Annotated in this window: 11 protein-coding genes and 1 pseudogene; 7 read left to right on the top strand and 5 right to left on the bottom strand. The window is 31.3% G+C overall.

Features of this window, described 5'->3' with window-relative positions:
* Positions 1–46 precede the first annotated feature (46 nt).
* Together EAG11_RS10720 and EAG11_RS10725 are read right to left on the bottom strand one after the other, a co-directional pair.
* Positions 47–700, bottom strand: coding sequence for a cysteine hydrolase (locus EAG11_RS10720; protein WP_129539167.1), 654 nt, complete (start codon positions 698–700; stop codon positions 47–49).
* The gene (locus tag EAG11_RS10725; RefSeq protein ID WP_129539168.1) at positions 701–1,732 is read right to left on the bottom strand and encodes a nuclear transport factor 2 family protein; all 1,032 of its coding nucleotides are present in this window, start codon (positions 1,730–1,732) and stop codon (positions 701–703) included.
* Positions 1,733–1,835: 103 nt separating this feature from the next.
* Here EAG11_RS10725 and EAG11_RS10730 point away from each other — a divergent pair, with 103 nt between their 5' ends.
* A complete protein-coding gene (locus EAG11_RS10730) occupies positions 1,836–2,156 on the top strand; it encodes a MerR family transcriptional regulator (protein WP_129539169.1) in 321 nt (106 codons plus the stop codon).
* A 203-nt stretch (positions 2,157–2,359) separates the two neighbouring features.
* Here the strand turns inward: EAG11_RS10730 and rho are convergent.
* Positions 2,360–4,199: pseudogene (gene rho / locus EAG11_RS10735) on the bottom strand (transcription termination factor Rho).
* 192 nt (positions 4,200–4,391) lie between these two features.
* On the opposite strand from rho, the gene EAG11_RS10740 reads away from it, so the two are divergent.
* Together EAG11_RS10740 and EAG11_RS10745 are read left to right on the top strand one after the other, a co-directional pair.
* Positions 4,392–4,805, top strand: coding sequence for a DUF4293 domain-containing protein (locus EAG11_RS10740; protein WP_129539170.1), 414 nt, complete (start codon positions 4,392–4,394; stop codon positions 4,803–4,805).
* 169 nt (positions 4,806–4,974) lie between these two features.
* Complete coding sequence (locus EAG11_RS10745; RefSeq protein ID WP_129539171.1) at positions 4,975–5,637, top strand: response regulator transcription factor; 663 nt, start codon at positions 4,975–4,977, stop codon at positions 5,635–5,637.
* 96 nt (positions 5,638–5,733) lie between these two features.
* Here the strand turns inward: EAG11_RS10745 and EAG11_RS21715 are convergent, their stop codons facing one another.
* The gene (locus EAG11_RS21715) at positions 5,734–5,904 is read right to left on the bottom strand and encodes a hypothetical protein (protein WP_164998695.1); all 171 of its coding nucleotides are present in this window, start codon (positions 5,902–5,904) and stop codon (positions 5,734–5,736) included.
* 413 nt (positions 5,905–6,317) lie between these two features.
* On the opposite strand from EAG11_RS21715, the gene EAG11_RS10750 reads away from it, so the two are divergent.
* Both EAG11_RS10750 and EAG11_RS10755 read left to right on the top strand, forming a co-directional pair.
* Positions 6,318–8,012, top strand: a complete 1,695-nt coding sequence (locus EAG11_RS10750) for a tetratricopeptide repeat-containing sensor histidine kinase (protein ID WP_129539172.1) — start codon at positions 6,318–6,320, stop codon at positions 8,010–8,012.
* Between the two features lie 226 nt (positions 8,013–8,238).
* On the top strand, positions 8,239–9,888 hold the full coding sequence (locus EAG11_RS10755) for an ATP-binding protein (RefSeq protein WP_230727739.1): 1,650 nt from the start codon (positions 8,239–8,241) through the stop codon (positions 9,886–9,888).
* Position 9,889: 1 nt separating this feature from the next.
* On the opposite strand, the gene EAG11_RS10760 is transcribed toward EAG11_RS10755, so the two are convergent.
* Positions 9,890–10,387 carry a metallophosphoesterase gene (locus EAG11_RS10760; protein ID WP_129539174.1) on the bottom strand — a complete coding sequence of 166 codons (498 nt, stop codon included), beginning with the start codon at positions 10,385–10,387 and terminating at the stop codon, positions 9,890–9,892.
* Between the two features lie 270 nt (positions 10,388–10,657).
* Between EAG11_RS10760 and truA the strand changes: the two genes are divergently transcribed.
* Both truA and EAG11_RS10770 read left to right on the top strand, forming a co-directional pair.
* The gene (truA, locus tag EAG11_RS10765; RefSeq protein WP_129539175.1) at positions 10,658–11,395 is read left to right on the top strand and encodes a tRNA pseudouridine(38-40) synthase TruA; all 738 of its coding nucleotides are present in this window, start codon (positions 10,658–10,660) and stop codon (positions 11,393–11,395) included.
* 90 nt (positions 11,396–11,485) lie between these two features.
* Positions 11,486–13,240 (top strand): ABC transporter ATP-binding protein, encoded by a 1,755-nt coding sequence (locus EAG11_RS10770; RefSeq protein WP_129539176.1) that lies wholly within the window; start codon positions 11,486–11,488, stop codon positions 13,238–13,240.
* Positions 13,241–13,307 lie beyond the last annotated feature (67 nt).

Here is a 13,307-nt window from a genome sequence, read left to right on the forward strand (position 1 = left end):
TCCTTTTTTTGTTATAATCTTTTTAGAATATTAATTGGAGAAACATCTATTTCTTCACAAATTCTTCAGTTGTAAGCTGATCAGCAAAATGGTGTACAATTTCTTTAAGGAAATAATTTTGCTGTTCTTTATTGAACGCAGAGGAAGCATCTGAAATAATATAAGTATTGTAACCAATATCGTGAGCTTCCCTCATTGTACTTTCTACACAAACGTGAGTAGCATAGCCAACTAAATATAAATTCTCAATTTTATTATTTCTTAAATAGGCATCCAGGTTTGAACCTGCAAATCCACTTGCTCCTACTCTACCAGTAGCAATAAACTCTTTTTCAATGGGTTTTACAGTTTCATAAAATTGTGATCCAAATTCATCTATCGGAAAAGTTCCAGCTATTGGAATTGCCTTGCGTAAACCACTTTTCCCATTTGCAAGCTCTGGATACCCCTTTTCAAAACGCAATCCAACGTGAATCACGCTAAAATCATTTTCTCTCGCATATTGAAGTGCTTTTTCAATATTAGCAATAGAACTCAACATCATCTTATCATCTTTGACCAGGTTTTTTCTCAATTTCCCTTCTGGATGCATCCATTCATTTTGAGTTTCAATTAAAACCAATGCAGATTTTTCTTTTGTCTGGCTATTCATCAAATTTGTATTTATTATTAGTAGTATCAGAATTATTATTTTCATCATTTACATTTTTAAAGGATTTCGTATATGTTCATTAGAAACTTTTGCAACTGCTTGCCAACCATTCTCAAACTTTAAAAGTGAGATATAATCCGTTATTACATGCTCTCCTTTTCTAAAAAGCTGAGTCTTTACAACTGCGGCATTTCCAGTAACATCTATCAAATCAAATTTATACTCTAGATTTCTATCACCCGACTTTACTTTTTTAACATCATTTTTATACTCCTCAACTATTTTAATCCAAACTGGTAATTCTAGTCTTTTTAAGTTAGTATTATCAGCTATAAGGATTGCAAAATCAGGATGAAACCCATTAGACATTTGTTCAGTATTTAAATCGTTTAGCGCTCCATTTAAAAAAGTAGTTTCAAGAAGTGTTTTTAAAACTTCCTGCTCGGAACTGACATCAATTTTGTCTTTTTCAATTACCCAACTATCGTGTAACCACTTTTCTGTAATCCGCTTTCCAGCGGTGTTATCCCACTTGATGTTGCGTTCAAAAGTAACAATCGCCCCATCAAAACCTACAATAACCCAACAATAGTCGTTCGTAGCAGCACGGTAGCATTTATATTTTATTCCGCTAATTATCGCCTCTTTATCATTCGCAATAATCTGCTCATCATGTTGCTCAATCCAAAGATTCTTAAGTTCCTTAGCTAAAGAATTATCTAATTGTCTCAAAAACGTTTCAGCAATCTTTTTTGCTTCAGCCTTCGATATCATTTTTGAATTAGAGAACTTCTTATCCATATAAGTAAACCCTAAAATCTGTTTTTCATTTTCAGATATGATAAAAGAAAAATGCTCTCCATTCTTATTTTCATTCCTATCTTTCTGATAACGAAACAACAATGCCGATTCATTATCAGCAACCACTTTTTTGACAGAATAAAAATGATATCCAGAGGGAATAACTACTTGTTTCTGAAATTCGTTTAAATAATCTTTTTGTCCAGGAATACTATCCTGTGCCATAGGTTTTGAACTGATCATAATCATAGTAACTGTAATTAATAATAATTTTTTCATGTCATAAATTGTATTTAATTATCAATAATTGTAAATAACTTACAATTGCAAACTAACAGCTAATATTCTATATTTGCAACATTAATTGTAAATAAATTACAAAATGGGGAAATCAGATACAAATAAAGCCTTGTCATTTGACTTTAATTTTTTGGATAAGTTGATCGTTGGAATTGGTGAAGTCTCACAAATTACAGGAATCCCAACAAGACAAATTCGCTATTGGGAAGACAAAGCCATTATTAGCAGCTTAACCGAAGAAGAAGGAAAAAACAGGAGATATAACTATGAGAACATCAAAAAAATGTTACTTATAAAAGAGCTTTTAGACGAAGGTTATACGCTTGATGCAGCTGCAGAAAAGATAAAAACCAGAATGGAACTTATAGAAAATACTTTAAGTAAATTAAAAAAAGGTCAATAATCAGATCCCCTAATTTATTCCTTTTAAATCCCAGAGGGATGCAAATATTTATAAAAATTCACAAAACCGTTTTACAAACCCCATTGGGGTGACATGTATAGCAATCTAAAAAAGCAAAAAAGGCTGTCTGAAAAATTACTTTTCAAACAACCTTTTTGTTATATATCTTAGTGTCTTAACATCTCAGAACCTTAGTTCCTTTTTTAGTCATTCATAGAGATTAAAAACTCTTCATTATTTTTAGTTTTCTTAAAACGATCATTGATAAAGTCCATTGCTTCAACAGGATTCATATCTGAAAGGTATTTTCTCATGATCCACATTCTTTGTAATGTCTTTTCATCTAATAACATGTCATCACGACGCGTACTTGAAGAAGTTAAGTCAATTGCAGGGAAAATACGTTTGTTAGCAATCTTACGATCCAACTGTAATTCCATGTTACCTGTTCCTTTGAATTCTTCAAAAATAACTTCGTCCATTTTTGATCCTGTTTCTGTTAATGCAGTAGCAATGATACTTAATGAACCACCGTTTTCTACATTACGAGCTGCTCCAAAGAATCTTTTTGGTTTTTGCAATGCATTTGCATCAACACCACCACTTAATACTTTACCTGAAGCTGGTTGAACTGTATTATAAGCTCTTGCCAAACGCGTAATTGAGTCTAATAAAATCACCACATCATGCCCGCATTCAACCAAACGTTTTGCTTTTTCTAGTACTATATTTGCTATTTTAACATGTTCTTGAGGCTCTCTATCAAAAGTAGAAGCAATTACTTCTCCACGCACACTACGTTGCATATCAGTAACCTCTTCTGGGCGCTCATCTATAAGAAGAACAATTAAATATACTTCTGGGTGATTTGCTGCAATAGCATTTGCAATGTCTTTTAGTAACATTGTTTTACCAGTTTTTGGCTGTGCTACAATCATACCACGCTGTCCTTTTCCTATTGGAGAGAACAAATCAATAATACGAGTTGAAATTGTACTTTGTTTTTCGGCTAATTTAAATTTTTCAGAAGGAAAAACTGGTGTTAAATGTTCGAAAGAAACACGATCACGAACTACTTGTGGATCATGTCCGTTTATTTTTAAAACACGAACTAATGGAAAAAACTTTTCTCCTTCTTTAGGAGGTCGCACTACTCCTTTTACTGTATCACCTGTTTTAAGACCAAACAATCTGATTTGTGAAGTTGATAAATAAATATCATCTGGAGAAGCTAAATAATTATAATCTGAAGAGCGTAAGAAACCATATCCATCTGGCATCATTTCCAAAACTCCTTCACTTTCGATAATTCCATCAAACTCAAAATCAGAGTCTCTGAAATTATTCTTTTTATTTTTAAAATTTGGATTCTGATTCCCGTTATTCCCGTTTTGATTTTGATTCTGATTCGGGTTTTGATTTTGGTTCGGGTTTTGATTTTGGTTCGGGTTTTGATTTTGTTTATTCTGGTTCGGATTTATCTTTTTGTCTGAACTGGCGCTTCGACTTTTTCCGATGTTGAATTTTCTGGAGTTTCAACTGAAGTTTCACTTGGAGTTTCAGTTGCTAAAGCATTTTCTTTTACTGCTTCTTTTTCTTTTTGTAAAGCGACCTTTTTTTCATAGGCCGATTTATTGAATTTTATAATTTTTGATGGCTTTTTTCAGGAGCACTTTTTTCAGGAGATTCATCAGATTGAATAGTTTCTGCTTCTACTACTGGAACTGCTGGAATTATTGGTGTATCAAGAATTTCGCTTGTTTTATTTTCTTTTTCTTCTTCAAAAACTATATTCTTTTGAACTGTATTCTTTTGTATAGCTGCTTTTTTTACAGGAACGATTCGAGCTCTTTTAGGCTTATCATCTTCAACATCATTAACTTTTTGTTCTACTGCTGGCTTGACAGTTTCTTCTTGATGTGATAAAATAAGACCTATCAATGTCTCCTTTTTTACACCGTTAACTTTTATGGTTTTAGCTAATTTAGCTATTTCTTGAAGCTCGGAAAGCTTCATTTCTTTTAATGCAGAAATATCAAACATGAATGTTCTATGAATTTAATTAATTTTCAGAAATACTGTAAAAGAATAGGTAGTATCTTTATTTTTTTAGTTGAATCAACCGCAGTATGAAGTGCTTACGGTATTATGATGCAATAATACGAATAAAATTTTATCATACAATAGTATTTTAAAAAAAGAAAATATATTTTTGTAAAACAATTACCAGATATAATGATACAAAGAGTTCAGACTATATATTTAATTTTAACATTTGCAGTGACAGGCATTTTAATGTTTTTTGTTCCTTTATGGATCACTGCTGATGCTAAACCATATTATTTTATGCAAAATCAACTTTATGTTATTTTGCTAGGTTTAAGCACTATGCTTACTATAGTAAGTATCATTTCATACAAAAAAAGACAAAACCAGTTTGTCATGGGCAGACTGAATATCATATTAAATTTAATTTTATTAGGATTATTTGTATATCACTCACTAAACTTATCTGGAGAAACACCTGCTGTTTCGGAGAAAGGTATTGGGATGTTTCTACCTATAGTTGCTATCGTATTATTAGTATTAGCTAATAAGGCCATCAAGAAGGACGAGGATCTTGTAAAATCTGTGGATCGATTGAGGTAAACCTATAAATTTAATTTATTTTGTGCGAAGAAAACCCGAATTTTACAATTCGGGTTTTTTTGTGGAAAACAGTATCCTTATTAATACAATTACTAATAAAATAAACCCTTATGAACACTCGCATTCTTTTATTTTTACCTAAATTTGAAATTATATAGTCATCATTTTTATGAAAAACAAAATACGAGTACACCTAGCCGACGATCATCAAGTACTTATCGACGGGCTTACTAATTTATTGCATACTGTTTCTGACTTTGAAGTTGTAGGATCATCTTTAAACGGAATGAATATTTACAATGATGTCACCACAAATAATACTAGCATCTTAGTTTTAGATATAAGCATGCCTCAAAAAGATGGAATAGAGGTTCTTAAGGAGTTCTCAGAAAAAGGGTTCCCTTGTAAAGTAATAATACTTTCTAGCTACGACGATTTAAAAATCATCAAAGAAGTAATGAATCTTGGAGCCAGTGGCTACCTAACCAAAAAATGTGCAGGTGAAAACATCATCGAAGCAATTGAAGCTGTAAACAAAGGCGAAGAATATTTTTGTGACTCCGTAAGAGAGAAAATATTTACCACATTTACAAAAGGAAATCCTAAACTTAATGAACGAACTAGAGAAGAAAATTCCATTTTGAGTTCACGAGAATTAGAAATAATCACATTAATTTCACTTGAATATAGTGGGAAAGAAATTAGTGAATTACTTTTTATTAGTACCAATACTGTAGAAACACATCGCAAAAATATCATGAAAAAACTAAAGACCAAAAATACTATTGGTCTGGTAAAATATGCAATTAAAAATAATTTGATAAAATCATAAACATAAAAAAGTGCTTCAGTTTCCTGAAGCACTTTTTTTTATTCTTCACTAAATTAATTTATGCCTTTTTATTTAAGTTAATTAGATAGATTCATTTTAAAAGGCTGAATAACCTTCTCCTTTTCCTCCTTTATCAATATCAACAATTTTCTCTTCTTTTTCTTCTCCCAGTTGCTCATCATCTTCAGGTACTTCACCTCCAAGATTACTGTTAAGATCTTCTCCAGCTAAATTGTAAATTTCTTCTTCTAAAAATTGTTTTGACATTTGTTATTTTATTTAAATTAGTTATTTCCCAAATCATTTTAAGACACTTTGGATTCTGTCATTATCGTTTAATGAATTACATCTTTTTACTTGTCTTTGTCTTAGCTTTTAACTTCACTTAACCAGGATAGCCTTTGATTATTTTGTCGTAATTTCCTGAATTCTAAAGCCTTTTAAAAATTATCTAATGACGTGTTTATACTTAAACAAACATCATAATAATTCTCAAGACACTCACACTTTACTTGTTTAATAATTAATAAAATACAAATTAATTAACCCATAAAAACAAGAACAATTAGGAACATTACTTACACAATAATAACTTTTTTTTTTCAAACAGAAAGAGATTTAATTATTAAATTTGGAACAAAATTTTAAGAATTTTTATCTAAAAATAACAATTGTATTAGATGCACAAAACTCGATTATTCTCCTTTCTTTTTATAGTACTAATATGTTTTAGCACCAATTCTTATCCTCAAAAAAAATCGCTTCAAAAAAACGAAATTGAAAAATTAATAAAGGAAGCTGTCGAAAACTGGAAAATTAACGATTATGAGAAATCGTTAAAACAATCCCGAATTGCATTAAAACAAGCAATCGAAATCAATGACAATTACCTTATCGCATACAGTTACAATACAATAGGATTAAATTTTGATGATTTGATCATGCTCGACAAAGCTTTAATATTTTATCAAAAAGCACTATATTATGGTGATAAAATCGACAACAGTTTATTAAAAGCCAAAATTCATAACAATCTGGGGAACACCTATTTTTTTTATAAAAAAGAATATCAAAAAGGAATCAATCATTACGAAAAATCACTGGAATATAGCCAGAAATCCCCCGATAAAGCAAGAATATACCTTAAAAAATTAAATATTACCTGGGCTTATTTTGAGATTAAAAATTTTGATAAAGGTTTAGATTATTTAAATTTTGTAAATGAATTTAAACAATATGGAGATGAATCTACAAAGGTTGCTCTCAATATGTTAAATGCTTTATATAGCGACCATAAAAATGACACTATAAAAGCTGATGCCTTTTTTAAGAAAGCAATTTCTCTAGGAAATGAAAGCTATGAAAAATTTGATTTAGCCAAAACACATGAAAAATATGCAGACTTCTTATTCAGAAAACATGATTACAAAAAAGCTTACCAGAACATAATCCGACTTAATACTCTGGAAAAAGAACTTACGGAATCTATAGAATTAAAAAAGCCAAAACTTGTAGGTGTTAATCTTGAATTAGATGAATATAAAAGAGAAGTTGATAAAATAGAATCTCAATATAAAACGAAGCAACAATCTTTAATGCGGGAACAGTCCCGCAACAAAAAGATTTTTAGCATTATAGTTGCACTGTTCTTTGTTATCATCATCTTGTTTTATTTTTTCTACCAAAACACCAAACTTAAACAGAAAAACAGGCTTAAAGATGTACAAAGTAAAATACAACAAAACATCATTAATGCAAGTATCGACGGTCAGGAAAGCGAACGTAAAAAAATAGCCTTGTTTTTGCATGATAACATTAGTGCATTATTGTCTTCGGCAGGAATGCATCTAAACGTATTTTCGACACAAAATGAACCTGTATCTGAAGAAATTCTTAAAACAAAATTTATTCTAGAAGAAGCTCATGATAAAGTACGAGATTTGTCTCATGAACTCTTACCAACATTGCTAGTTCGTTTTGGTTTGTTTTATGCGCTGGAAGATTTGTGTGAAAAAAACTCAAACTCGACTCTCCTTTTCAAATATTCTTGTACTATTCCGCCTAAAACACGCTATCATGAAAAATTCGAAATAAGAATCTATTTTATAATTTCAGAACTTTTAAACAATATCATAAAACACAGTGAAGCGACCATTGCCAATGTTTCATTGGTAGAAAACAATTCAAATCTTATTATTAATGTAACCGATAACGGAAAAGGCTATAAGACCAATGAATTTAACATTGCCGAAGGTTTTGGTCTAAATCAGATTAGAGCAAGAATAAAAAATTTGAAAGGCAAAATCGAAGTTATATCCAAAATTGATATAGGAACCGCAATTAAAATTGAAGTTCCGATAATGAATCAATCATAATTTATCCATAAAAAACTTACTTATATATAAATTATCAAACATTAAATTACTTACTATTGTATTCCCAAATTCATACATGGCATTTTTGAACATCTGTTAGATATCAATAACGCTATGAATTAATTATTAAATTTGGGAGATAATCTTTAAAATTTATATATAATAATCATTGTATTAAATGCATAAAAACCGAATTATTTTATTACTCGTTATCTTGCTACTTTGTTTGAGTAATAAATTTTACTCTCAAACTAAACCTATTTCCAAAAAAGAGATACTCAAACTTTCTGACGATGCGGTAAAATTGATGCGTGAAGGTCATCATGAAAAATCACTAACACTGTCCAGAATCACATTAAACTATGCGCTAACCGCCAAAGACGCAAATCTTATTGCAAAATCGTACAACACAATAGCTGCTAATTTTGACGAGCTAACCGAACCCGACAAAGCCTTATTTTATTATAACAAAGGTTTAATCTATGCAGAAAAAACTACTAACGGAGAACTTAAAAACTGGCTCTATAATAACTTAGGTAACATTTACTGTTTTAACAAGAAAGAGTACGAAAAAGGAATTTCATATTACAAAAAATCACTTTACTATAGCACTAAGATAAAAGACTCGGTACAAATTGCATTTACAAAATTAAATATCGCTTGGGCATATTTTGATATTGGTGGCTATAACGATGGCTACCCCTATTTAAACTATATAAACAAATACCACTCAAGGCATGGTGATCAATCTACTCTTGTCGTTTTAAATATGCTTAATGGTATGTATTACAATCATGCTAATAAAAATCAAAAAGCTGATTTATTTTTCAAAAAAGCAATAGAATACGGCCATCAGGGAAATGAAAAATCAGATTTATCCTTTACATATCTAGAATACTCCAAGTTTTTATCAAAAATTGGAAACGATAAAGATGCATATAAAAACCTCGCCTTGTACCATGTCCTAAATGAAGAATTAAACAATGAAGACAAATTACGAAAGGTAGATGTTGCAGGACTTAATCTAGAAGTTGACGAATACAAAAGAGATATTGATAAAATTGGAAATCAATACAAATCCAATCAGCAATCATTGTTATTAGAACAATCAAGAAACAAAAAAGTAGTCAGTATTATGATTTCACTATTTGTTATTAGTATCATCTTATTTTATTTCTTCTACCAAAATACCAAACTAAAACAAAAAAACAGATTAAAAGACATACAAGGTAAAATACAGCAAAACATAATAAACGCCAGTATTGATGGACAAGAAAGCGAACGTAAAAAGATTGCTTTGTTCTTGCATGATAATATTAGTGCATTATTATCCTCCGCAGGAATGCATTTAAACGTTTTTTCAACTCAAAACGAACCTGTCTCTGAAGAAATCCTAAAAACAAAGTTTATTCTCGAAGAAGCTCATGACAAAGTCCGTGATTTATCTCATGAGCTTTTACCTACCTTATTGGTCCGATTTGGATTGTTTTATGCGTTGGAAGATTTATGCGAAAAAAACTCCAACTCGACAATAATGTTCGAATATCAATGTACAATTCCTTCCAAAACTCGCTATCATGAAAAATTTGAAATGAGAATCTATTTTATTATTTCAGAACTTTTAAATAACATTATTAAGCATAGTGAAGCTAACATTGCTAGTATTTCATTGGTAGAGAACAACTCCAATTTGATTATTAACGTAAATGATAATGGTAAAGGTTACAAAACCAATAAGTTTCATATCATCGAAGGTTTTGGCTTAAATCAGATTAGAGCAAGAATAAAAAACCTAAAAGGGGAAATTACTGTTAAATCAATAATTGATATGGGTACCTCTATTAAAATTGAAGTTCCTATAATGCGTCAGCCGTAAATTAATTACGCTTTTCGATTTCGATAATTTCCAAATCCTTTATTTTATCACCTTCAATTACAAAACGAAGCATCGTGCGCACTTGATGAAAGCCACTTTTTCCTGCGGCACCAGGATTCATATGTAGTAAATTGTTCTTTTTATCGAACATAACTTTAAGAATGTGTGAATGTCCACATATAAATAATTTAGGCGGATTGGATGCCATTTCTTCCTTAATTGCTGGGCTATATTTCCCTGGATACCCGCCAATGTGTGTAATCCAAACCGAAACTCCTTCACACATAAATCGGTTATTCAAAGGGAATTCTAAACGCGCCTTAGCATCATCTATATTGCCATAAACACAACGTAGTGGTTTTAGTTCTTTTATAGCATCAGTAACCAACAAATCACCAATATCACCTGCATGCCACACTTCATCAGCTTGTGCCACATATTTTAAAATAGTATCGTCAATATGACTATGAGTATCGGAAAGTAAAAGGATTTTTTTCAATTTTTTAAGGAGATTCAAAGGTTGAGAGATACAAAGGTACAAAGGTTTTCTTAAAGCTACTAAGGTTCTGAAGGACTAAGATTCTAAGGTTTTTTTTATATAGAGACGCACCGCAGTGCGTCTCTACGAATAACGCTATGTAAAAAATCCTTTGAACCTTTGCACCTTTGTTCCGATAGCTATCGGAACTCAGAACCTTCAAAAAAACTTTGAACCTAAAAAAGAAAAAACCTTTGTACCTTTACGCCTCAAAACCTTTGTACTTTTACCTTGAGATATTTTATACAATTTGCATACAACGGCACACATTATCACGGTTGGCAATACCAACCTAATGCATCCTCTGTTCAAGAAACCCTTAACAAAGCATTTTCGATTTTATTAAATACACCTATTAATTTAATGGGTGCTGGACGTACTGATACTGGTGTTCATGCTAAAGAAATGTATGCCCATTTTGATTACGATTCTCCTATTGAAGTACCAAATTTAATACACAAACTCAACTCCTATTTACCAAAAGACATTGCTATTTATGATATTATTTTGGTTGAGAACGAAGCACATTGTCGTTTTGATGCAACTAAACGCACCTATGAATATCATATCAATATTGTAAAAGACCCATTTCTTGAAGAGCTAAGTTGGTATTTTCATCAATATTTAGATGTATCCCTAATGAACGAAGCTGCTAAAATTTTGTTAAATCACACCGATTTCCAATGCTTTTCAAAGGTCAATACAGATGTAAATACATTTGATTGTAGTATTTTTGAAGCGTATTGGAAAACTGAAAATAATAAGCTGATTTTTACAATCTCGGCTAATCGTTTTTTACGTAATATGGTACGTGCCATTGTAGGTACGTTAATAAATATAGGTTTGCACAAAATTACACTGGTCGATTTTGAAAATATTATCGCCAGTAAAAGCCGAGACAAAGCAGGTTTTTCGGTTCCGGCTCACGGATTGTACTTAACTAAGGTTGAGTACGATTATATTTCCTAATAGCCCTGATTGAAATGTAAATCCTTTATTGTTTTTCCTTTAAAAACAATAAAGATTGCAATGAAAAGCAGGAAACAGCTCCTAAATAAAATGAAAGCAAAAGCATTTGATACCGGTTTATTCAAACGAATTCTTACTTATACAAAGCCTTATAAATGGCGTTACAATGGAGTGATTATCTTCGCTGTTTCGCTTTCTATTTTTGCTGCCCTTCGCCCCTATTTACTTAAAGAAACTGTAGATGGGTATATAAAAACACAAGATCAATTAGGATTACTTTTTTATATAACTTTAATGGGAATTGTACTTTTACTAGAAGTGTTCTCACAGTTTTATTTCGTATACTGGGCAAACTGGCTCGGGCAGGATATTGTAAAAGATATTCGTACGAAGTTATTCAAGCATATCTTAAGCTTCAGGATGAAATACTTCGACCTAGTTCCCGTAGGACAATTGGTTACTCGTTCTGTTTCAGATATTGAGTCGATTGCCCGAATTTTCAGCCAAGGTTTATTCATGATTATTAGTGACTTGATGAAAATGCTTGTAGTCTTGATTTTTATGTTCTACATGAATTGGAAACTGACGTGGATTGTTGTTATTGCAATGCCTATTCTTGTTTATATTACTCGAATTTTTCAGCGCAAAATGCAAGTCGCTTTTGAGGAAGTTCGTGCCCAAATTGCAAACATGAACTCCTTTGTACAAGAGCGTGTTACGGGTATGAAAATTGTTCAGCTTTTTAATCGTGAAAATACCGAATATGAAAGTTTCAAAGAAATAAACGGAAAACATAAAAAAGCATGGATAAAAACCATTTTATACAACTCTATCTTCTTCCCTATTGCCGACATTATTTCTTCGCTTACATTAGGTTGTATTGTTGTTTTTGGAGGTTTTAAAATTCTTAACGGCGATAATTTTACCACATTTGGAGATTTATTCTCTTACACCATGTTTATCGGAATGCTGTTTAACCCATTACGACAGATTGCAGATAAATTTAATGAGATGCAATTAGGAATGATAGCTGCCAATCGTGTTTTTGATATTATTGACACTCAGGATCATATTCAGGATACAGGAACTATCGAAGCACCTATTTTTAATGGAACTATCGAATTTAAAGAGGTTCGTTTTGGTTATATCCCAGAAGAAGAAGTTATTAAAGGAATTGATTTATCAGTCGAGGCTGGTCAAACAGTAGCAATTGTAGGCTCAACAGGAGCAGGTAAATCCACTATAATAAACTTATTGAATCGTTTTTATGAAATAAATAGCGGTACTATTTGTATCGACGGACATAATATTGAGAATTACACTTTGGCTTCGTTACGCAAACAAATTGCTGTAGTTCTACAAGATGTATTTTTATTTGCCGATACAATTTACAATAATATTACGCTTAATAATCCCGAAATAACAAAAGCTCAGGTTCTGGAAGCTGCTAAAGTAATTGGTGTTCATGATTTTATTATGAGTTTGCCTGATAATTATGATTTTGATGTGAAAGAACGTGGAGTTATGCTGTCTTCAGGTCAACGTCAGCTTATTGCATTCTTGCGCTCCTATGTAAGTAATCCTAGTATTTTAATTTTGGATGAAGCAACTTCATCTATAGATACCTACTCAGAAGAAATGATTCAGCGTGCTACCGAAACTATTACCAAAGGCAGAACTTCGATTGTTATTGCACATCGACTGGCAACAATTGTTAATGCAGACAAAATTGTGGTTATGGATAAAGGTCTTATTGTAGAACAAGGAACACATCAGGAATTGATTAATCGTGCCAATGGGTATTATAAAAATTTATACGACTCACAATTTGTGGTTGCAAATTAAGAAAGCTCCTTGTTATTTGAGCCGTAGATTTACTGCTGTTTTCTCAAAAAAAGTTGATTATTCGCTT

The sequence above is a fragment of the Flavobacterium sp. 140616W15 genome (assembly GCF_003668995.1).
GTDB lineage: Bacteria > Bacteroidota > Bacteroidia > Flavobacteriales > Flavobacteriaceae > Flavobacterium.

What these genes read in the sequence shown, in the direction of transcription:
- EAG11_RS10750 (WP_129539172.1), top strand. Translation starts at nt 6,318, where the DNA reads ATGCACAAAACTCGATTATTCTCCTTTCTTTTTATAGTACTAATATGT.
- EAG11_RS10745 (WP_129539171.1), top strand. Translation starts at nt 4,975, where the DNA reads ATGAAAAACAAAATACGAGTACACCTAGCCGACGATCATCAAGTACTT.
- EAG11_RS10770 (WP_129539176.1), top strand. Translation starts at nt 11,486, where the DNA reads ATGAAAGCAAAAGCATTTGATACCGGTTTATTCAAACGAATTCTTACT.
- EAG11_RS10730 (WP_129539169.1), top strand. Translation starts at nt 1,836, where the DNA reads ATGGGGAAATCAGATACAAATAAAGCCTTGTCATTTGACTTTAATTTT.
- EAG11_RS10740 (WP_129539170.1), top strand. Translation starts at nt 4,392, where the DNA reads ATGATACAAAGAGTTCAGACTATATATTTAATTTTAACATTTGCAGTG.
- EAG11_RS10720 (WP_129539167.1), bottom strand. Translation starts at nt 700, where the DNA reads ATGATGAAAATAATAATTCTGATACTACTAATAATAAATACAAATTTG.
- EAG11_RS21715 (WP_164998695.1), bottom strand. Translation starts at nt 5,904, where the DNA reads ATGTCAAAACAATTTTTAGAAGAAGAAATTTACAATTTAGCTGGAGAA.
- EAG11_RS10725 (WP_129539168.1), bottom strand. Translation starts at nt 1,732, where the DNA reads ATGAAAAAATTATTATTAATTACAGTTACTATGATTATGATCAGTTCA.